Origin of the sequence: Pseudoxanthomonas yeongjuensis, from assembly GCF_010093345.1 — a bacterium.
GTDB classification, from domain to species: Bacteria; Pseudomonadota; Gammaproteobacteria; order Xanthomonadales; family Xanthomonadaceae; genus Pseudoxanthomonas_A; species Pseudoxanthomonas_A yeongjuensis.
The window spans coordinates 82,095-101,861 of sequence record NZ_PDWT01000008.1; the positions used below are offsets into that span (position 1 = coordinate 82,095).

The 19,767-nt window shown below is 65.0% G+C and carries 25 protein-coding genes; 7 read left to right on the forward strand and 18 right to left on the reverse strand.

Annotated features, from left to right (window positions below; genetic code table 11):
• Nucleotides 1-154: 154 nt before the first annotated feature.
• From CSC74_RS15595 to CSC74_RS15625, 7 genes are all read right to left on the reverse strand, one after another.
• Nucleotides 155-436, reverse strand: coding sequence for a hypothetical protein (locus CSC74_RS15595; protein WP_162315420.1), 282 nt, complete (start codon nucleotides 434-436; stop codon nucleotides 155-157).
• A gap of 782 nt (nucleotides 437-1,218) precedes the next feature.
• Complete coding sequence (locus tag CSC74_RS15600; protein ID WP_162315421.1) at nucleotides 1,219-2,025, reverse strand: trypsin-like serine protease; 807 nt, start codon at nucleotides 2,023-2,025, stop codon at nucleotides 1,219-1,221.
• 294 nt (nucleotides 2,026-2,319) lie between these two features.
• On the reverse strand, nucleotides 2,320-2,556 hold the full coding sequence (locus CSC74_RS15605) for a hypothetical protein (protein ID WP_162315422.1): 237 nt from the start codon (nucleotides 2,554-2,556) through the stop codon (nucleotides 2,320-2,322).
• 213 nt (nucleotides 2,557-2,769) lie between these two features.
• Nucleotides 2,770-4,563: a tetratricopeptide repeat protein gene (locus tag CSC74_RS15610; protein ID WP_162315423.1), complete on the reverse strand. Its 1,794-nt coding sequence runs from the start codon at nucleotides 4,561-4,563 to the stop codon at nucleotides 2,770-2,772.
• 81 nt (nucleotides 4,564-4,644) lie between these two features.
• On the reverse strand, nucleotides 4,645-4,854 hold the full coding sequence (locus CSC74_RS15615; RefSeq protein WP_162315424.1) for a hypothetical protein: 210 nt from the start codon (nucleotides 4,852-4,854) through the stop codon (nucleotides 4,645-4,647).
• Between the two features lie 98 nt (nucleotides 4,855-4,952).
• Nucleotides 4,953-5,165 carry a hypothetical protein gene (locus CSC74_RS15620; RefSeq protein ID WP_162315425.1) on the reverse strand — a complete coding sequence of 71 codons (213 nt, stop codon included), beginning with the start codon at nucleotides 5,163-5,165 and terminating at the stop codon, nucleotides 4,953-4,955.
• A 125-nt stretch (nucleotides 5,166-5,290) separates the two neighbouring features.
• Entirely contained in the window at nucleotides 5,291-6,622 is a 1,332-nt protein-coding gene (locus CSC74_RS15625; protein WP_211369664.1) for a PQQ-dependent sugar dehydrogenase, read from the reverse strand.
• Nucleotides 6,623-6,779: 157 nt separating this feature from the next.
• Between CSC74_RS15625 and CSC74_RS15630 the strand changes: the two genes are divergently transcribed.
• Nucleotides 6,780-7,298, forward strand: coding sequence for an adenine phosphoribosyltransferase (locus CSC74_RS15630; protein WP_246193319.1), 519 nt, complete (start codon nucleotides 6,780-6,782; stop codon nucleotides 7,296-7,298).
• A 16-nt stretch (nucleotides 7,299-7,314) separates the two neighbouring features.
• On the opposite strand, the gene CSC74_RS15635 is transcribed toward CSC74_RS15630, so the two are convergent.
• Nucleotides 7,315-7,830, reverse strand: coding sequence for a DUF1993 domain-containing protein (locus tag CSC74_RS15635; RefSeq protein ID WP_162315427.1), 516 nt, complete (start codon nucleotides 7,828-7,830; stop codon nucleotides 7,315-7,317).
• 145 nt (nucleotides 7,831-7,975) lie between these two features.
• On the opposite strand from CSC74_RS15635, the gene CSC74_RS15640 reads away from it, so the two are divergent.
• Nucleotides 7,976-8,911 (forward strand): M61 metallopeptidase family protein, encoded by a 936-nt coding sequence (locus CSC74_RS15640; RefSeq protein ID WP_162315428.1) that lies wholly within the window; start codon nucleotides 7,976-7,978, stop codon nucleotides 8,909-8,911.
• A 61-nt stretch (nucleotides 8,912-8,972) separates the two neighbouring features.
• Here the strand turns inward: CSC74_RS15640 and CSC74_RS15645 are convergent, their stop codons facing one another.
• The 4 genes from CSC74_RS15645 to CSC74_RS15660 all read right to left on the reverse strand — a co-directional run bounded on the left by CSC74_RS15645 (nucleotide 8,973) and on the right by CSC74_RS15660 (nucleotide 13,369).
• Nucleotides 8,973-9,506, reverse strand: coding sequence for a GNAT family N-acetyltransferase (locus CSC74_RS15645; RefSeq protein ID WP_162315429.1), 534 nt, complete (start codon nucleotides 9,504-9,506; stop codon nucleotides 8,973-8,975).
• 111 nt (nucleotides 9,507-9,617) lie between these two features.
• Nucleotides 9,618-10,790 carry a GNAT family N-acetyltransferase gene (locus CSC74_RS15650; RefSeq protein ID WP_162315430.1) on the reverse strand — a complete coding sequence of 391 codons (1,173 nt, stop codon included), beginning with the start codon at nucleotides 10,788-10,790 and terminating at the stop codon, nucleotides 9,618-9,620.
• A gap of 348 nt (nucleotides 10,791-11,138) precedes the next feature.
• On the reverse strand, nucleotides 11,139-11,351 hold the full coding sequence (locus tag CSC74_RS15655; protein WP_162315431.1) for a hypothetical protein: 213 nt from the start codon (nucleotides 11,349-11,351) through the stop codon (nucleotides 11,139-11,141).
• A gap of 170 nt (nucleotides 11,352-11,521) precedes the next feature.
• Nucleotides 11,522-13,369: a glycoside hydrolase family 13 protein gene (locus CSC74_RS15660; RefSeq protein ID WP_162315432.1), complete on the reverse strand. Its 1,848-nt coding sequence runs from the start codon at nucleotides 13,367-13,369 to the stop codon at nucleotides 11,522-11,524.
• Nucleotides 13,370-13,581: 212 nt separating this feature from the next.
• Here CSC74_RS15660 and CSC74_RS15665 point away from each other — a divergent pair, with 212 nt between their 5' ends.
• Nucleotides 13,582-13,770 carry a hypothetical protein gene (locus tag CSC74_RS15665; protein ID WP_162315433.1) on the forward strand — a complete coding sequence of 63 codons (189 nt, stop codon included), beginning with the start codon at nucleotides 13,582-13,584 and terminating at the stop codon, nucleotides 13,768-13,770.
• A gap of 21 nt (nucleotides 13,771-13,791) precedes the next feature.
• Here CSC74_RS15665 and CSC74_RS15670 read toward each other — a convergent pair whose 3' ends face one another.
• The 3 genes from CSC74_RS15670 to CSC74_RS15680 form a co-directional block, all read right to left on the reverse strand.
• A complete protein-coding gene (locus CSC74_RS15670; RefSeq protein WP_162315434.1) occupies nucleotides 13,792-14,238 on the reverse strand; it encodes a hypothetical protein in 447 nt (148 codons plus the stop codon).
• A gap of 321 nt (nucleotides 14,239-14,559) precedes the next feature.
• Entirely contained in the window at nucleotides 14,560-14,853 is a 294-nt protein-coding gene (locus tag CSC74_RS15675) for a hypothetical protein (RefSeq protein WP_162315435.1), read from the reverse strand.
• Between the two features lie 202 nt (nucleotides 14,854-15,055).
• Nucleotides 15,056-15,631 carry a DUF2242 domain-containing protein gene (locus CSC74_RS15680; RefSeq protein WP_162315436.1) on the reverse strand — a complete coding sequence of 192 codons (576 nt, stop codon included), beginning with the start codon at nucleotides 15,629-15,631 and terminating at the stop codon, nucleotides 15,056-15,058.
• A 230-nt stretch (nucleotides 15,632-15,861) separates the two neighbouring features.
• Here CSC74_RS15680 and CSC74_RS15685 point away from each other — a divergent pair, with 230 nt between their 5' ends.
• On the forward strand, nucleotides 15,862-16,335 hold the full coding sequence (locus CSC74_RS15685; RefSeq protein WP_162315437.1) for a hypothetical protein: 474 nt from the start codon (nucleotides 15,862-15,864) through the stop codon (nucleotides 16,333-16,335).
• Between the two features lie 53 nt (nucleotides 16,336-16,388).
• Here the strand turns inward: CSC74_RS15685 and CSC74_RS15690 are convergent, their stop codons facing one another.
• On the reverse strand, nucleotides 16,389-16,799 hold the full coding sequence (locus tag CSC74_RS15690; RefSeq protein ID WP_162315438.1) for an MmcQ/YjbR family DNA-binding protein: 411 nt from the start codon (nucleotides 16,797-16,799) through the stop codon (nucleotides 16,389-16,391).
• 146 nt (nucleotides 16,800-16,945) lie between these two features.
• On the opposite strand from CSC74_RS15690, the gene CSC74_RS15695 reads away from it, so the two are divergent.
• The 3 genes from CSC74_RS15695 (at nucleotide 16,946) to CSC74_RS15705 (ending at nucleotide 18,615) form a co-directional block, all read left to right on the forward strand.
• On the forward strand, nucleotides 16,946-17,419 hold the full coding sequence (locus tag CSC74_RS15695) for a YehS family protein (protein WP_162315439.1): 474 nt from the start codon (nucleotides 16,946-16,948) through the stop codon (nucleotides 17,417-17,419).
• A gap of 168 nt (nucleotides 17,420-17,587) precedes the next feature.
• Nucleotides 17,588-18,352, forward strand: coding sequence for a COG4705 family protein (locus tag CSC74_RS15700; protein WP_162315440.1), 765 nt, complete (start codon nucleotides 17,588-17,590; stop codon nucleotides 18,350-18,352).
• On the forward strand, nucleotides 18,349-18,615 hold the full coding sequence (locus tag CSC74_RS15705) for a hypothetical protein (RefSeq protein ID WP_162315441.1): 267 nt from the start codon (nucleotides 18,349-18,351) through the stop codon (nucleotides 18,613-18,615). Before CSC74_RS15700 ends, CSC74_RS15705 begins: the two co-directional genes overlap by 4 nt.
• A gap of 3 nt (nucleotides 18,616-18,618) precedes the next feature.
• Here CSC74_RS15705 and CSC74_RS15710 read toward each other — a convergent pair whose 3' ends face one another.
• Entirely contained in the window at nucleotides 18,619-19,011 is a 393-nt protein-coding gene (locus tag CSC74_RS15710; protein ID WP_162315442.1) for a hypothetical protein, read from the reverse strand.
• 55 nt (nucleotides 19,012-19,066) lie between these two features.
• Nucleotides 19,067-19,684, reverse strand: coding sequence for a M23 family metallopeptidase (locus CSC74_RS15715; RefSeq protein ID WP_162315443.1), 618 nt, complete (start codon nucleotides 19,682-19,684; stop codon nucleotides 19,067-19,069).
• Nucleotides 19,685-19,767 lie beyond the last annotated feature (83 nt).

A 19,767-nucleotide genomic window follows, 5' to 3' on the forward strand; every position in this document is an offset into this window, starting at 1 on the left:
CTTATACTGCGTTGGTTGCTTTCCCAAAATGCCACTCAAGAATGGGATAGATGGCGAAAAGGAAAGGCCTTGAATGTGAGGCCTTTTCCAGTTCTTGCTTGCGGGCTTGTCGCTGGGTCTTACAGAGGAGCATGGTGAGATCTCGCTGCAGGCCTTAGAGACGCCGCCCGGTTTCCCCGTACAGCCGTATCGTCGTGTCCTTGCCCTCGCCCTCGAAGCTGACGCGCACGGCGGTGCCGGGGTGGATGAATTCGCGCGGCGCGCCGACGATCGGAGTCATCGCGTAGCGATCGCCATTCGGAAACAGCAGGATCAATGCCTCCTGTTCGTAAACCACCGAGATCGTCGGGCCGTCCGCGAATTGATAACGACCAGCCAGCGACTTCAACACCTCCACCGGTTGCGTTGTCCGTTCGACCCGCGTCGAGCGGAACATCGGCCAGTCGTAGACGTCGGAGATGGCGGCCAGGAACCGTCGCCGGTCTCCAGGTTCATGGTCATGCCGGCCCGATAGCCGACAGTGCCGCCCTGCTGCAGGTGCGTCCTGAATGAATTGTTAGGCCATTGCTAGCCCAAGCTATCTGTTGAGGATGGCGATATAGCCGAAGATCTATTCCGATGTGGAGAGTACTGCGTAACCTGTGTGCATATTGGCCCTATATGTGCGGGGCAAGCATTGCCCAACATACAACGGTCTGATTCCCGCTTTATTGCGGCACTGACATAGACGCAGTCCGGGCCGCGTCGACTACTTTTGTAGGACACGCCGGATACTTCAGCTGACCGTGAATGGTTCTGACCGAAGGCTGGTGTAAAGACTGAACCAACCAGAAAGCAGAAAAATATGCAGGAGAACGCAACAGCGAAAGGTAAAAGCAGGATCCACTGAAAATTTCTGTCTGGCCTTCCGTATAGAACCGAGCGTCGCGAAAGTCGCGGACGATTGACGGTGAAGCGAACGAAAGCCAATGCCACGGCAGTTTCCGGTATAGCGCAAAGAACCATCCAAAAAGGAGACGGAACAAATATGCCTATATGCATTGCGATAACGCCCGCGATCGCCATCACTATAAAAATTGCCGAAACAACAGCGCTTTTCATGGCCTAGCGCCTGAATTAAACCGACCTGCGTAGCGGACCCAACAACATGGCAAGCTCTTTCTGCCATGTTGTTGGTGTAGCGAAGCAAGTTCGGCTTGAACGAATTGTTAGCCCCACTTACAGCTGCGCAGAGATAACACTTTCAATCCAATCCTTGTAATGGCTCAGGCGGACATTGCAGGTGATTTGGCCATACCGTCCAGGCGTCCTAATAGTGCTTTGAGGATCTGACCACGAAGCCAGTCCGGCCAACAACCAATTCTTCTCAGCCTGGATGAGGACTGGTCCACCACTGTCGCCACTTCCTGAGCCGCCCTCAAGGGGCAAGGCGTCCGACGACTTGTCGAACATATAGCAGAGCCAGCGGTCGTGGGCGCTGGTGACCTTGTTGTACGCACGACGAAGCTCGGTACGGTGGGAGCTACTAAATTCGTACCCAGTGACTCCGTTACCCGTGGCGCCTCTCCCTATGAACTTGACGATTTGGCCGAACTCATCGTCGCTCTTGTTGATTGCGACAGGAGAGACGTCAGTAACGGGTTGTGCCAGTTCTATAAGTGCAATGTCCTCTGATGAGGAGAGCAGCACCCTAAAAAGCGTCCAATCCCAAGTGGCCAGCGCCTGGTCAAGTAGCTCTTGCGGCGGCTTTTTGTATCCGGGGTGTATCACGAGGCGTTCAACATCTCTGGGTACCCCGTTAATCGTTACCTGCTTGATTTCAGATTGCCACGTGACGGCATGAGCGGCGGTAATTACCCACTGCGGAGTAATCAATACGCCATGCCCCTCGCCAGGCATGTCAACTAGAGCAGGAAACTCAGATTCCGGAACCCGATACTTCGAGTCATCAACGTCATCTCGAATGACGACCGCGCTTGCACTGAAGGATACGACAAGCAGTGCGAGCAACAAGAGTCGGGTCATATATGATTCCTTGACAGGTGGCTTCGAGGGGCTAGCGCCTGAATTAAGCCGACTCTTAGCGGGCTGGCGACTGGGTGCGAATATAGCCGAAGGCGTGCACTTAGCCGCCGCCCTGCTGCGGGTGCGGCATGAGGAGCTGTTAGGCACACTCGCCGCGTGCTCGCCTAAGTGCTGTTCTGCCCCTTGCCCTTTCCGGCTACCTTGCCAAAGTCACTGGGTCCCCGCTTTCGCGGGGATGACGACATTAGGCAAGACTCGCCGCAAGCGCAGGGGCGGAACCCGAACGGAAGAATCCTAGGCAGCCGCAGCGCGATGCGCTTGCACCGGCCGCGGACGCCAGCCAAGCATGCGCGCCGGCAGGAACAGGATCGCCTGCAGGAACGCGAACAGCGCGGTGAAGGTGATGCCCACCAGCCGGAACGGCAAGGCGAGCAACCACACGATGGGCCACAGCACCAGGACCAGCAGGGCCAGCGGCCAGCACAGGATGAACAGCAGGCACCAGGCCACCGTCGCGATAAGTATCTTCAACTCCGTACTCCTTGATGTCTCATGACCGGTGTCGGATCCGGCGCTGGAGAGGAGGTTGCGATTCCACGGGGCCGCCGGCAACAGGGCGATGACAAAACCGCCATATGCGCCGACCAAGCCGGGAATAAGCCGACGAAAGACCGACCCGTCGCCCATTTCCCTGGTCCATGCACCTGCAGACACGCAGAACGCATCCACAACCCGGTGGATCGATCAGGGCTTCACCCCATACCCCGCATAGCGTCCGGCCACGCCCGGGTCCAGCGCGGTCGCCGCGGCGAGGTCGGCATCGGCGCCGCGCCGGTCGCCCTGCTGCGCCTTGGCCAGTCCGCGCACGTAGAACGACGAGGCTACCTTCGGGTCGGCGGCGATCGCGGCATCGTAGTCGCGGATGGCCAGGTCGAAATGGCGCAGGCGAAAATGCACGAAGCCGCGGCTGTTGAGATGGTTGGCGTCGGTCTTGTCGAGTTCGATGGCGCGCTGGCAATCGGCCAGTGCCGACTCCAGTACGATCCCGGCCACCGCGCGCGACCAGCAGCGGCCGCCCCAGGCGCCGGCCTGCTTCGGCGCAAGCGCGATGGCGCGATCGTAATCCTCGGTCGCGCGCAGGTATTCGCCATTGCGCTCGCGTGCGGTGCCTCGATTCATGAATGCATCGAAGTCTTCCGGATCCAACGCGATGGCCCGGTCGAAATCGGCGATGGCTTCGTCCAGTTCGTTCTTGTTCCCATGCATCGCGCCGCGCAAGCCATGGGCCTTGGCATTGCCCGGATCCAGGCGCAACACCTCGCCCAGGTCGGTGATGGCCTGGTCGTATTCCTGCCTGGCCCCGTGGGCGCGAGCGCGATTGAAATAAGCCATCTCCCGGATCGCATTACCGCTGGAAACGGACTCGAGCAATCCGGTACAGGCTTCGACCACCGACATCGAAGCCGCCTTCGCGTCGGCGCAATCCTGGATCAGCGCGGCGGACGCGCCGCGTGGCCTGCCGCCAGGCATGGCGACGTATTCGTCCTTGCGCAAGGTCAAGGTGGTGGTGCGCACTTCGTTGCGATCGCCCACGCGCTTGCGTTGCACCAGTTGCATCCACTGGACGATGCCGGTGGCCGGATCGATACGGAAGCGGGTGGAGCTGCCTATATCGATGTTGCCGGCCATCCGCGCGATCGCGTCCTGCGTCTCCTTGCCGCCATCGGCCAGGAACGCATCGCCGAGCAGACTGCGGGCGGAGGCGGCGAGTATTTCCCCACCCTTGTCGCGGTCGATGCCCAGGCTCCATTCCATCATCAGCCAGCCTTCGTGCAGCTCGTCCTTGTGCAGGGTCATGCGTCCGGTCATGGGATAGGCGTCGCCACCCTGCGGGTTGGGACCCTTATCCTGGTACTGGTATTCGTGTTCCAGGCCGAGCCCGCCCCGGGAAACGAAGTTGTAGGCCGAAGGCAGGATCGACAGCTGCATTTCCAGCACCGGCCGCGTGGTCAACAAATCGAATACATTGCGCAGGCCGGCACGCACCCCTTCCGCCATGGGCTTGCCGCCGTTGGCGAGGATCCTTTCGAACTGCGGTTCCGCCACCGCGCCGAAACGTCTGTGGACCGCGTCCAGGTTGGCGATGCCGGCGTAGGTTCCATCCGCTGCCAGCCGCACCTCTAGCGGCAGGCCGCCCATGCTTGAGGTCAGTTCCTGCAGCATCAGCTGGCCCGCGTCCGACACCTGCTCGTATCGTGTATCGCTGTCCAGCGTGGTCCACGATTGCACGTAGCCCTGCGCGTCCTCACCGATGATCCGGATCCGGGTCACGCCGGTGGTCACCACGCGGTTGCCCACGCCCTTGACCTCGGTGATCCGCTCGCTGGTGTCGTCGTAATCCAGGCTGACACCCTTGGCCCAGGGCAGTGGCCACTCGACCACTTCCACGGGCGCCTTGCGGTATTCCTTGGCGGCCAGCGCCCAGGGCAAGGCGATCGATGCGGCGAGCGCGAGCGTGGCCGGAATCCATGGTTTCATCACGAGTCCCCACTCGTGTTGCGTTACCGCATCTTAGACCAGCCCGGCCCGGCCATCCGCCTCAGTCGTGCGTGCGACGGCTCATTCCCGGACCAGGGTGACCAGCGCTCCGGTGCCGATGATCCTGAAGGTGTCGCTGTCGATGCGCTCGACCGCGCTGCCGTCGTCCAGCGCATAGGCGGCGCGCGGCGCGCCGCTACCGGCGTCATCATGCGCAATCGATGGTCCCAGCACGTGCACCTTCTGCCGGTTGCCCGCCAGGTCCTGGGCGAAAAAATATGCTTGCTGCATGTGGAGCTCCCATGGTTCGGGGCGCCCAACCTAACCAGCGCCGGTTAAGCATTGCGTGAAAAGCGCGTTACCGCTTCCTGAAGCGTCTTCGGCAATCCCTATCCATGGCGCGCGCGCATGACCGCATCGCCCTCGCCCACATCGACCAGCACGCCGGTGCTGTTGCCGGTCAGCGCATGCCGGGCCTGGGCCAGGGTATCGGCCGAGGCCACCGCATCTTCCAGTTGCTCGAACCAGTCGCGGTTCCTGAGCTCATCGCGCACCTGCCAGCCGTTGTAGACCGGCGAGATGGTGAACAGGATGCGTTCCATCGTTCCTCTCCACGTGGGGACGTGGCCGCGAGCATGGATGCGGAGTGTTGCATCGTCGTTTCACCGCTCCGGATTTCATCGGGATTTCCATGCCGATGATCAAACCAGCGGATCGGGCCGGCCTGTCAGTGCGAGGCTGGCGTGGTGGCCACGACCAGCCGCCAGATCGTGTTGCCGACATCGTCGGCGACCAGCACCGCGCCGCGACTGTCCTGGGCCACGCCGACCGGGCGACCTTGCGCCTCGCCCTTGGCGTTGAGGAAGCCATCGAGCACGGTTTCGATCGGGCCCGAAGCTTTGCCCTGCTCGAACGGAACGAACACGACCTTGTAGCCGCTCAACGGCTTGCGGTTCCAGGAACCATGCAAGCCGATGAAGGCGCCATTGTGGAAACGCGGCGGCAATGCATCGCCGGTATAGAAGGCCAGTCCCAGCGGCGCCACATGCGAGCCCAGCGCATAGTCCGGCGCGATCGCCGTGGCGACCCGCGCGGGATCCTGCGGCTGCATGCGCTTGTCGACGTGCTGGCCGTAATAGCTGTATGGGAAACCGTAGAACGCGCCTTCGCGGACCGAGGTCAGATAATCGGGCACGAGATCATTGCCCAGTTCGTCGCGTTCGTTGACCACGGCCCACAAGCGGCCGTCGTCCGGCTGCCAGGCCAGCGCGGTCGGGTTGCGCAGGCCACTGGCGAATACGCGGCGGGTGCCGGCGGCCGCATCGATTTCCAGCACCGCGGCGCGATCGGTTTCGTTGTCGATGCCGTTTTCTCCGACATTGCTGTTGGAACCGACGCCGACGTACAAATGCCTGCCATCGGCGCTGGCGACCAGACTCTTGGTCCAGTGATGGTTGAGGGAGCCCGCGGGAAGGTCGACCACCTTCACCGGTGCGGCGGCTATCGCGGTCTCGCCCGTGCGATACGGGAAGCGCACCACCGCATCGGTATTGGCCACGTACAGCGTGTCGCCGACCAGGGCGACGCCGAACGGCGAGTTGAGGTTCTGCAGGAACACGCTGCGCGTTTCCGCGGCCCCATCGCCATCGGCGTCACGCAACAGGACGATGCGGTTGGCGCTGGGCACGCCCGCCCCCGCTTTCTTCATTACCCTCTTGGTCACCTTGCCCTTCAGACCCTTGTCGTCATCGGGCCTGGGCGGCGCATTGGTTTCGGCCACCAATACATCGCCATTGGGCAGCACGTACACGGTGCGCGGGTGATCCAGTCCATTGGCGAAGGCATTCACCGCGAAACCCGGCGCAGCGGCGGGTTTGCCTTGCGCCGGCCAACCGACGGCCGGTGCGATATCGACGGTGGGGATCAGCGAAGACTCGGGCTGCGCCAGCAGCGGCGTTGGACCGGTGTCCTGGCCTGCGCTGGTTTCGGAATGCCCCTGGCTGCAACCCGCGAGCAAGGCGAAGGCGATCGGGCCGGCGAGACGACGCATGGATTTCATGGGAATCCGGGATCGGGGAAGGTGGATGACGGTCGAGTCTGCGACCGCAAGGGTCAATCCGGTGTGAGCGCGGATTCCGGCGCGGGTTTCAATACGGATTGCCTTGCAGGGTACGCGAGCGGTTAGCATCGCTGCCGACCCTCCCATGGAAAACGTGATGTCCGACTGGCGAACCCTGCTGCGCGATGTACCCGATTTCCCCAGGCCCGGCATCCTGTTCAAGGACATCACCCCGGTGCTGGCCGATGCGCAGGCGTTCGTTTCGGCGATCGCCGAGATGGCCGCACCGTGGCGCGATGCGGCGCTGGATGCGGTGGTCGGCATCGAATCGCGCGGCTTCATCCTCGGCGCCGCACTCGCGCATGCGCTGGGCATCGGCTTCGTCCCGGTGCGCAAGCCGGGCAAGCTGCCGGCGCGCACGCTGTCGCTGGACTACGCCCTGGAATACGGCAGCGACCGCCTGCAGATCCATGCCGACGCCATGCCGCCCGGTGCGCGGGTGATCGTGGTCGATGACGTGCTCGCCACCGGCGGCACCCTCAAGGCGGCGCTGGCCTTGACCCGGCAACAAGGCGCCGATGTGGTCGGCGCGGCGGTGCTGCTGGAACTGGGCTTTCTCGATGCGCGCGCGCACTGGGCCGACCCGGCGCCACTGCTGAGCGCGGCGGTTTTCTGAGCCCGGCGAGCGCCGGTCAGCTGCCGGCGAGGAAGTCCGCCTTGCCCAATGGCACGCCGGCGTGGCGCAGGATCGCGTAGGCGGTGGCGACGTGGAAATACAGGTTCGGGGTGACGAAGGCGAGCAGATAGGTGCGTCCGTCGAAGCTGAGCGGCTCGCCGTTCCGGCGCGGCACCGAGATGGCGCGGCCTTCGCTGCCGTCGATCTGCGCGGCAGTGAACGTGCCCAGGTAGTCGATCGCGCGGTCGAGGCGCGCATACAGTTCGGCGAAGGTGGTTTCGTCGTCCTCGAACTTCAGCGCCTCCACCCCGGCCAGCCGGGCCGCCGCGTTCTTGACGCCATCGGTGGCGATCTGCACCTGGCGCAGCAGCGGGAACATGTCCGGGTACAGGCGCGTCTGCAGCAGCACGCCCGCATCGAAGCCCTGCGCTTGCGCATGGGCCTCGCCCTTCACCAGCAGCTGGCGCAGGTTGCGCAATGCGCGTTGGCCGACGGGCACGGTGGCCTGGTACATCGAAAGGGCGTCGCTCATGGTTCTGCTGCCGGAAAGGAAAGTGCGCAGAGTCTACGCCCGGTCCGATTTCCGGATTAGCCCGGGTTCGCGGGAGAGTGCATCCCGCTGCGCCGGTGCGCGCATTTCACGGAACCTTGCCGGTCCCCGCGCATTCAATGCCCGCATGCGCCATTTCCTGTTGCTGCTGTGCCTGCTGCCGATTCCCTGCCTCGCGGCCACCGCCACTCGCGTGCTGCATGCCGGCGACAGCGCTTTGCGGGTCGAAGTGGTGGACGTGGACGACCCGGCGCGCGTGGATACGCTGCAGCGCTGGATCAGCGAAAGCGCCGAGGCGACGAAGACCCTGTCCGGGCGCTTTCCCTTGCGCAGCGCCTACGTGCGCGTGCAACAGATCGACAGCCGCGATTCCAGTCCGGTGCCGTGGGGCCAGACCCAGCGCCGCCGCGAGACAGGCGTGCTGCTGTACGTGCGCCGGAATGCGGACTACGAAGCCTTGCGCGGCGACTGGACCGCGGTGCACGAACTGTCGCACCTCTACCATCCGTATCTCGGCGACAGCGGGCGCTGGCTGGCCGAAGGCCTGGCCAGCTATTACCAGAACGTTTTCCGCGCGCGCGCCGGCATGCTGGGCGCGGACGAGGCCTGGGAACGCCTCGATGCCGGCTTCCGCCGCGGCGAAGCGGCCACTTCCGGCACGCGGATGGACGCGATGGGACGCGGACGCGGCGGCACCATGCGCGTGTACTGGGCCGGCGCCGCCTACTGGCTGGAAGCGGATCTTGCATTGCGCCGCGAACGCGGCACCTCGCTCGATGCGGTGCTGGACGAATACGCGCGTTGTTGCCTGGACGGCAACGCGACGTTGGCGCCGGACGACTTCATCGCCGCACTGGATCATCTGGCCGGTGGCGAACTGCTGACCGCGCTCTATCGACGCCATGCCGCGCTACGCGAATTCCCGACGCTGGACCCGGCTTACCGGCAACTGGGCATCGAACGCGGCGGCAATGGATTGCGCTTTTCCGGGGCTCGCGAAGCGGTGCGCCTGCGCAAGGAGATCATGGGCGCTGAGATCAAGGGCACTGCTGCGGAACCATGACGGAAGCGGGCTTTGTTTCGCTTGGCCTCCTCCTTTGCAAAGGAGGCAAAATCATCCGCCCTCAGCCCTGCGGCAGCGCTTGCGTCATCACCCAGTCTTGCTTCGGATCCTCGCCGACCATGAAGACCGAGCGCCCGACGATCTGGAAACCGTGCTTCTTGTAAAAGCGGATCGCCTGCGGCGCTTCCTGCCACACGCTCAGCCACACCGAACGCGAACCGCGCAGGCTGGCCGCGGCCAGCAGGTTGGCGACCAGTCGCGCGGCGATGCCGCGCCCGTGGAAGGCGGCATCCAGGTAGATGCGCCCCAGTTCCACCGTCGGCAGCGGACCCACTTCCGCCGGCGTCGGCGTGCCCCAGCGCAGCTGCGCGAAACCGGCCCATTGCCCGTCCTGTTCGACGATCAAGGTCAGCGTGTCCGGGTCGCGGATCTCGCGCGCCTGCAGTTCCGGACGGTAAGTGGCCTCCAGGAACGCGGCCAGGTTTTCCGGCGTGCTGCAATGGCCGTTGGCGGCGAGGAAAGTCCGGCGCATGAGCGCGGACAGCTCGGCGGCATCGGCCAGGCGCGCGGAGCGGATCACGGCGTTGTTCTTCATCGGACATCCCTGTGTCTTCCATTGCTACCCCAGCATAAACGCATGCTTGGCAGGCGTCAGGACATCGCGCAGGATCGTCGGCCCGCGCAACGTCGCCACGTCACGTACATCTCAGGCAACAATGCAATACGCCGCTTTCGGGCTGGCAGCGAGTTCCGAAGCGCACAGGGCCGCCGCATACGGAGCGGGTGGCCTCACCCGGAAAGCAAGCTGCCGCAGCGGATGGGCCACGCGCATCGCCTGCTGGCCCAGGCGCGAGGTCGCCAGCGCGCCGCTGACCAATGTCTGCTTATGCGGAAGCAGATCCGCCAGGTACGATTTTTCCCTGGACAGGCTGTCGAATCGCCGCAACCGGGGCCAGAGCGCTGGCGCTTGTTCGAGCAGCGACATCTCGTTCAGGCGTCCTGGGCTGGACCTGGCGAACTCCGGATCCCAGCCGATCTTGAAGGCACTCAAGGTGTCGCCCAGCAGCAGGTTGCTGGAGGACGCGATCACCTGGCCGTCGCACAGCGTTTCGGCAAAAACGATCGCACCGATTTCTTCGAAGCGCGCGCTCATCTCGCGGAAGAAACCGGCCTGCTCGACCGAGGAAAGCAGCGAGGTCCCGTTGGCGCCTTTCCAGCCGGCGTGTTCGAGCCGCACGTGGTCCTGCACGGCGTCGCTGCCGTGGCGGATGCGGAAGCCGACCTCGCCGCGTTCTTCCAGCCTGCGCCTGCATCGGCGCAGGTCCTTCAGCGTGGAACCGGGGAATCCCGCCAACGGGGAAATCCCCGCGTCCAGGTCCAGGACCGGCCGCTGGAAACGATGGCGCTCGAACCAGCTTCCCCCGGCCTCGCGCGCACCATCGCACAAGGCGGAGAAGATCGGGCAGGTTGCGGGCAGGTTGTGGAAATCGATCGCATGCGCGGAGGAATCGCGTCCCCCGACATGGGCCAGCAAGGCGGCGGCGACGGTGGCGGATTCGCCCGGCGCGCACAGCATTCCCGAACGGAAAGTGTGCAGCGTGTGGTAGCTGCGCAGGTGCGGCACCGGTATTCGCCAGCCGGGCCGCTCCCGGGTGAAGCAACCCAGCCCGATCAGTTCCTTGCCGCCGTGGCCAGCGCGCTCGATCAGGACCACCAGCGGGCGATGCCCCGGCGTCAACCAGCGCGCGGCGGGCAGGACGAATTGCGGGGTCGCGAACGGGTTCGCTGCCGTCGGCAGTTGCCGCGCCAACGCATCCCAGGCCGCCAGCGAATCGCTGTCCAGGGCATCGAGTCCACTGGTGCGTAGCGTGATCGACATGTCCCGATCACTCCCCCGCCACGGTAATCATGGCCCCGCACGAGTCGGTGCCCGGGCACCGACGGGGTTCGCAACGCGCCGCGCATGCGGGAAGCCTGCGCCCAGGACTGGAACCGCGCACGAATGGAATCGCCGCCGGAACGGAAACGACTGGAAACTTCATCTACCGCGAATCCCCTGTTGCATGCTGCATTGCCGCCATGATCCGGCCGCCGGCCGCCGGACCCCTTCCGGCGGCCCGTCCTGCGCGCGCAGGACGTCGAATGGATCAACGCAACCGGGGACCCGGACAGGCCACGGAAGCGCTGCGGCCTCATTCGATTCGAAAGCCGCTTGCGGGTCAATGCATCATCGCTTCGGCGGTGTCGTGGCCACCTGCTCCGCCGGTTCGACCGGCGCCTGGACCGGCGGCGGCACTTCCCCCTGCGCCGCCTCGTGCGGCACGAGGCAACGCTCGTTCTCGGGCACTTGCACCAGCAGGTGGTGCGGCAGCAATGCGGACAGGAAGGCGAACAACCAGGCGATCAGCTTGCGCAGGACGAACAGGAAGTGGACTTGCATGGGGCACCCCGCTTGCATCGATGGCCGGCAGGATAGGATCGCGGGCGCCACGGTTGGGGGCTGTTGCGACGAAACCCGGGAATACGCGATGGAAGCGGGGATCGACGGCATGGAAAACCGGGGCCCGCCCATTGCATTCCCCGTCGGATGCGCCTGCCGCCGCCGTCCCCCTACTCGATCCGCACGATCGTCGCCGACTTTCCGCCCAGTTGCAGGGGCCTGTCGAATGCGACCCCTAGACCCGTCATCACATCGTGGCCGCGACTTTTCGCATCGATGAAATCGCCGAAGCGATCCAGCGCCAGCGGCACGGTTTCGGCATTCCGGTTCAAGGCCACCATCACCGCGCCGCTATCGTCGTAGCGGAAATACACATAGACGCCATCGACCGGCGCGAAGTGCCGCAGCTTGCCGTGCCGCACGACCGGGGCGCGCTTGCGCCATTGCAGCAGGCGCCGCAGGTAATCCTGCGCATCGCGTTCGGCGACCGACAGGCCAGCGCCGGTGAATGCGCTTTTCGCATCGCCTGCCCAACCACCCGGCATGTCGGCGCGGATCCGGCCGTCGTCGCGTTCGCGCGGGCCCTGCATCAGCGCTTCGGAGCCGTAGAAGAATTGCGGCGTGCCGCGCATCGTGGCGACATAGGCCATGGCCAGCTTGAACAGAGCCGTATCGCCGTCCAGCTGGGCGAGCACGCGCGTGGTGTCGTGGTTCTCGGCGAACACCACCAGCCGGTCGGCGTCCGGGTACAGGTAATCGTTGCCGAGCATTTCGTACAGGCGTCCCCAGCCGGTCTCGATGCCTTCGGGTTCCGTCAACGCACTGCGCAAGGCGATGTGGATCGGGAAATCCATCATGCTCGGCATCCACGGAACATGGCCGTCGGTATCGACCTTGCCACGCTGCCAGTGCGCGACCGTGGCCGGATGCGCGCTCCACTCCTCGCCGACCATGCTGAAGCCGGGATACTCCTCGAGTATCGCCTTGCCCCACGCGCTGAGGAAATCGGCGTCGGCATAGCCGTAGGTGTCTTCGCGGATGCCGGACAGGCCGGCGTATTCGATCCACCACAGGCTGTTCTGGATCAGGTAGGTGGCCAGGTGCGGGTTGCGCTGGTTGAGGTCGGGCATGCCGGGCGAGAACCAGCCTTCGACGAAGCCGGCACGGTCCACGCGTGCTGCATGCGGATCCTGCACCGTGGTCCGGCGATGGTTGGTGGGCGCGAACTTCCCGCCGTGGTTGATCCAGTCCGGCGTGGGCAGGTCGCGCATCCACCAGTGCTGCGAACCGATGTGGTTCAGGACCACGTCCATGATCAGGCCGACACCCTGCGCGCGCGCCTTGGCGGACAAAGCGCGGTAGTCCTGGTTGCTGCCGAAGCGCGGATCGATCCGGTACAGGTCGGTGATGGCGTAACCGTGATAGGAATATCTTGGTTGGTTGTTCTCCAGCAACGGCGTCGGCCACAACTGGGTGTAGCCCATGCCGGCGATGTAATCGAGGTGCCTGGAAATTCCCGCGATGTCGCCGCCGTGGCGCCCGTTGGGCGAGGCGCGATCGGCCGCTTCGCGCATTCCCGCGACGCTGTCGTTGCCCGGATCTCCATTGGCGAAACGGTCCGGCACGATCAGATAGATCGCATCGGACGAATCGAAGCCGCGCCGCGCCGCCGACCCCGGTTCGCGCGCGTCGAGGCGGAACGGGTGGCGCACGGCGATGCGATCGCCATCGAGGAATTCGATGTCGAAGCCGCCCGGTTCTGCGTCGGCGGCGATGTCGAGGGTGACGAACAGGTAGTTGGGATTCGCCACCTTCTGCACATCGGCCAGGGCGACGCCGCGGCGCGACAGCCGCGGCGTCAATGCCGCGACCGCATCGCCATGCACCATCAACTCGACCCGGCGATGTTCCATTCCCACCCACCAGCTGGCGGGTTCCAGGTGATCGATGGCGTAGTCGCGCGCCTGCGCGGCGGCGCTCAATGCCAGGCCCAGGAAAAGTACGATCAGTGTTCTCATGGCGGAATCCCCAGGACTTGCGATGGGCCGCTGCCTTCGCATTCGTGAACGAGGCTACAAGCCATGGCGGCACGCGTACGCATGAATTCGTATGTACTGCAATGCAGCGCGACGGCCCAGCATGCGCATTCATCGCGATCTTCACGCACGACGAGCGGATGTTCGCGCATGGTCGCGTGCATCACGGCTCATGCACCAGCGAGGAGAACGCCATGAACCCGCACGACCCCAACCCCGCCGCCCCGCCGCGCCCGAAACCCGGCGAGGTACCCAGCCCGGTCAGGGATGTGCCGCCGGGCCAACCGACCGATCCGGTTTTCCCACCCTTGCACGATCCCGGCGTGAACCCGGATCCTGGCGCACCCGCTCCGGACGACTCACCGGATCCGCAGGGTCCTTGATCGGGTTTCCCGGCAGGCCTCTTATCCGCCGCGATACTCGGCAACCACTTCCTCTGGCGTGGGATTGGCCTTGGCCTTGCCGTTGACGAACACCACGGGCACGGGCCCATTCATCACCGACAGCACTTTCGAGACCTCGTCCGGCGAGGCCAGGCTGCCGAACTCGGCGTTTTCCGAACGCGCGTAGGGCACGCCCTCGGCGGAGAGGCGGCGGGCCAGTGCCTCGGCGCGTTGCGCGGCATCGGAGGGACAGTTGGCGGGCGCGAAAATGACGATGCCCCGGCTGGCCTGTCCATCGGGCGCCGGGATCTGGACGAAGCCATGGCCGCCGGCTGTTTTTCCGGAATCGATTCGCCTGGTTGCCTTGGCGACCACTTCGCTGACGCCGCCTTCCGGCGCGTATACGCTCCACAGACAGATGCCGGCGACGACCACGCCGACCGCCAGACAGGTCTTCACCACGTTCATGCCATTCCCCCTGTTGCGTTGGCTGCGATTGTATCGGCTGCGGCTCAAGCGGGGTCAGGCGGTATCAGACGACGCCCACGCGGTGCCGCGATCCTGTTCCAGCGTGGCCATGTCGATCGAGCGGCCTGTTTTTTTGTAGGAGCGGGCCTTGCCCGCGATGCTCTTAATCACGCTGCCCGCAAAAGCATCGCGGGCAAGGCCCGCTCCTACGCCCGAAGGAAGTCCCCTTGGGGGACGCCCCGAGGAAGTCCCCTTGGGGGGACGCCCCGAAGGAAGTCCCCTTGGGGCCAAGGCGTGCCGTGCAACGCATCGAGTGCCGCTTCACCACGTGACCAGCTGCGAAAGATTCCACACCGCCACTTCCCTGTCGTTGTCGTCGTAGACCGAGAACCGGATGGTTTTCGATTCGTCGCCCGACAGGAAGAAGCAGGCCGCCTCGCGCGCCAGGGCTTCCTTCACCGCCGGCGTGCTCTGGTGCCAGGCGGGACCGACCCATAATTTCGGACGGCCGTTGTCCACCGATGCGTTGCGCACCAGGCCCGCCGGCAGGGCGGCTTGGAGACTTGCCCGGCATTCCCGCATGCGCGCGGCGGCCGTGGCCTTGTCTGGCAACACGCGCGCTGGTGCTGGCGCTGCTACTGGTGCTACCACCGGTGCCGGTGTTGCCGAGGGAGCGGGAGCCGGAGTAGTGGCCGTGCCTGTGGGTGGCGAGCACGCCGCCGACAGCAGGGCGCCCGCAAGCGTGGCGACGGCAACGCCGATGGCGGCAAGGCGTGGTTTTCGGTGCGCTGATTGCATGGTGGCGGCACGATCCCTGTTATGGCGCCGGCGGCGGTTCGGGCGGAGGGGGCTCCGCGCCGGCTTGCGAAGGCAGGTAATAGCCGACACGGTCGAAGAAGCGCTTGTAGAACCCGGCATCGCGCACGGTCTTGCTGGCCACGCGCACCAGCGAATCGTCGCTGCTGCCGATCGGCAACGACACCGAACCGAGCACGCCCACGCCCACGCTGGCCGAAGTCGGGTTCTTCTTCAGCGCATAGCGGTCCTGCACCGCGCTGACGAACACCAGCGCCTGGTCGGCGCCGTGCTCCACGCAGGACACGCGCAGGTCGAGTTGCTGGTGGTCCTCGGGTTCGGGCTGGAAGTTCTTGGTCGCCTCGACCGACTCGCCGGTGGCGCGCGTCACCACGTAGCCCTGCCCGAGCAAGGCGCGTCGCGCCGCTTCGCAGGCGCGCGCGGGCGTGGTGGCGTAATTGCGCGAATAGATGTTGTCCGAGTCGAAGGATTCTTCCATGAACAGCGGCGCGGATTTGGGCTTGCCCGCAGTGCCGCACGCCGACAACAGCGCACAGGCGATGAGTGCGGCCCAGGGAAGCGGGGAGGAGCGGGACATGGCGGCCTGGACGACGTTGGAGGAAGGCAAAGCATACCCATTGCCGCTGAACGTACCTGCCAGCGGCGGCCTGTGCCGGGCGAGCCGTCAGGAGCGCGGGCAGGGCCATGCGATACGCGCACCGCCCCCGGCGACGGCTTTGCGCCGATTGGCCGATTGCCTCGAGCGTCTGGAGAGGCGGGGTTTGATCGGCTACCGTCGGGCGGGACAACCCGAGCAGAGAAGTCTCGATGAACAAGCCCTCCCTTTTCGCCTGCCTGCTGTTGCTGGCCACGACCTACGACGCAGGCGCCGCCGACCCGGCCCTGCGCAGCGCGGATATCCTCGCGCAGCAACGCGGGATCCGCGCCGACATGGATGCGCGCACCGACCGCTACGTGGACATGCCGCGATCCACGCGCAAGGCGATCCTCGCCGACCAGGACAGGCTGGCCGTATTGCTCGAAGGCAAGGTCGACACCTCGCAACTCGATCCTTCCAGCCGGGATGAAGTCGCCAGCCTGCTCGCCAGCATCGACGCCGCCGTCAACCGCACCGGCGACGAACGGCTGATCTGCACGCGCGAAGCGCGCATCGGCAGCAATTACATGACCCGCGTCTGCCGCACGCCCTCGCAGCTGCGCGAACAACAGGCCGCTGGGCAGAAACTGCTCAAGGACGAAACATCCCGGGTCAAGTGCAGCAACAATAACGGATGCATCTAGGAAGGCCGGGATAATCGGCACGAACCCAATCCAGGCGACGTCACGCATGCAAGTCACCCGCCAGGACGATCCACCAGGGCAGCCAGCTTCTTCGGCGCCAGCAGGCAGTAACTCCCGGTCACGAGGTCGTTGACCTCGTCCCAGTCGCTGCCGGCATCGATGACCAGACCGGCGATATCGGGCCACCACACGGGTTTGAAGAAGGGAGCGCGCGAGAATTTCGGCGCCTCCAGCCTGGCGCTGGAACGGAAGGTCAGCACGGTGACCGGGCCATCGGTTCCGGCGGCCCTGGCGTAGGCCGGCGGCCAGCCCGCGTCGATGACCAGCACATGGGCGAAGTTCCTGCCGCGGATCATCCAGCGCGTGCCGACCCACGCCCGCTCTTCATGGGCTTCGGGAAACTCCAGGCAGATCGCCCGCAGCCGATCGACGATCCAGGGTTCGACATTGGCGTGATTGGTCATCGTCGCTCCTGTATCCACGGATTGTCGCTAAGCCCGGCCATCCTAATTGCGCCGGACGAAAATCCGTATAGCGGCCCCGGCCACCTTGTGCACGTCGAAGAGGTAACCTGACCCGTATCCTTGCAGCCTATGAAACGGGACGCACCATGATCAACAACGACGTAATGCGCAGCATCCGCTACATGCTCGACCTTGGCGACGGCAAGGTGGTCGAGGTCATCCGGTTGGCCGACGCGGATTTCCCGATTGAAAAATCCGACGTGCCCGGTTTGCTGAAGAAGGAGGGCGAGGACGGTTTCGTTCCATGCGGCGATCGGGTACTCGCGCATTTCCTCGATGGCCTGGTGTTCTATTATCGCGGTCGCGACGAGAGCTTGCCGCAGCGCCGGGTAGAGGACCGGATCAGCAACAACCTGGTGCTGAAGAAGCTGCGGGTCGCGTTCCAGCTGAAGGACGTGGACATGCACGAGATCTTCGAGCGCGCCGGCTTCCCGCTTTCCAAACCGGAGCTGAGCGCGCTGTTCCGCCAGCCCGGGCACAAGCACTACCGCCCCTGCGGCGACCAGATCCTGCGCAACTTCCTCAAGGGATTGACCTTGCGCTACCGGGGCGAAGGCTGAAGCCCGGCAGTGGATGCATGGATCGCCGATCGCTTCGTGAATCCAGGCATGTTCGCCGGATCCTTGCCTGAATGCGGATTCCGGTTTAACCGCTAGCCAACACCGTTCCGACCCTGTTCCGACGAATCGTTGGACACGATTGCCGCCGACACCTGCGGACGGCAAGCGATGAAGAACACGGATATCGAGATCACCGGCAGCAAGGTGGCGGCCGTCACCTTCGCTTTCTGGGTGATGAAGATCGCGGCCACGACGCTGGGAGAGACGGCGGGCGACCTGTTGTCGATGACCCTGGACCTCGGCTATGCGCTCGGCTCGGCCGTGCTGGTCGCGGCCTTCTTCCTGCTGCTGGCGCTGCAGGTCTCCGCGCGCCGTTTCCACCCGGCGCTGTTCTGGTCGGTGGTGCTGGCGACCAGTACCGCCGGGACCACCATATCGGATCTGCTGGATCGCACCCTGGGACTCGGTTACGCGCTGGGCTCCACCCTCCTGGCGACCTGCCTCGCCCTGATCCTGCTGGCATGGCGCAGGTCCGAAGGATCGATATCGGTCAGCCGCATCGATTCCCGCAAGGCGGAGATCTTCTACTGGAGCGCTGTCCTGTTCTCCAACACCCTGGGCACGGCCCTGGGCGATTTCCTCGCCGACGACTCCGGGCTCGGCTTCGCTGGCGGCGCGGCGCTGGTCGGGGCGCTGATCCTCGCCACCGCGCTCGCCACGCGCATCAGGAGCATCAGCAAAGTCGTCCTGTTCTGGATCGCCTTCGTGCTGACGCGTCCATTCGGGGCGACCTTCGGCGACGTGCTGACCAAGCCGCTGGAAAAAGGCGGGCTGGACTTCGGCACCCTCGGATCGTCGCTGATCCTGTTTTCCATTCTTGCCTGCCTGGTGACCTTCTCCGTGCTGCAGCGCCGTGCGGAAACGGCACGTTGACCGGCCCGGTCGCGGACGCCGCACGGGGCAAGGACGATACGGCGACCACCGCATATCCACGGCTGTTGCGGATTTTCACCGGGTCGATCGTGATCGCGGTCCTGTGCGGCTTCACGGCAGTCGCAACGGAAGGCGGCAAGGAATTGCATCCCGCCCCGTTCCTCACCTTGGCCGCGCTATCCGCGATAACGGCAGCTGCCAGTTTCGTCTGCATGCTGATCTGCCTGCTGGCGGAAGCCATCCAGTCTCTTCGCAGGCGCTGATGCCTATGCGTGCTTCCTGCCGCGCACGGCCCACCCCGCACCCAGGCCCACCTGCAGCGGCACCGTCAGCAGGATCCCGGCGCTGAACCAACGCGGCCAGCCGCCGTCGACCCGGATCACGGCCAACACGGCCACGGCCAGCATCAACACGAAGAAAACGAGCGCATGCCTGCGCGGCGCGCACGGTGCGAGCTTCACCACCACCCACGCGGCAAACATGCCGGCGAGGAATACCCAGCCCAGGTCCCAGGCCAACCTGGCTTCGCCTGCCTGCGAAAATCCGCTCGCATCCGCCAGTTCGCCGCCACCCAGGTTGACCAGCACGACCACGGCGAAGGCCAGCGTCATCGCCAGCAGCGAGCGCAGCGCGAGCGACGGAACACGCTTCAACGGCATTGCGATTCCATGGACCCGCCCTTGTCCGCCTTTCGCATGGCACGCATCGGCCTTGCTACCGGGCCCGCAACTTGCCCATCGCGCGCAGATCCCAACGGATCTGCAATGGCAGGTCGCCACGATAGGCGCCTACATGCACATGCGGACTGCGCGACATGCCGTTGTTGCCGACGCTTGCCACCTCCTGCCCGGCGCTGACCAGGTCGCCGGGCTTCACCTTCACTGCGGTCACGTGCGCATAGACCACCACCACGCCATCGGCGCGCTCGAACAGGATCATGCTGGCCGGTGGGCGCCCGAACTTGCCCGGCTGGTTGACTACCTCGTTCGCCAGCACCGCCTTGACCTTGCCGTCGAACGGCGCCAGCACCTCGACCTGCCATCCGTACCAGTCCTCGTTGGCCTTGCCATCGCTGCGGTAGAGTTTTCCGAATCCGCCATCGCTACGCGGGTCGAAGCCGCCCATGACCATGCAATCAGTGCCCAGCGCATCGCCGGCATAGTCCATTTCCCCCTCCGCGTGCTCGGAACATACGAAGGGGTTCCGGTACACGGGACCGATCTGCACCGCTTCGATCGGACCGGTGTTCTCGCGCACCAGCGGTGGCGGCTCGAATCTCGCGGCAGGCGAAGCAGCGGCTTGCAAGGCAAGCAGCAAGGCGATGAGCGGCATGGCGGGATTCCGTGTGGAGTCAGGACCGGATCCTAACGGCCACGCCGATCCGGCGTATCTGCCGGTGGTCACGGATGATCGCA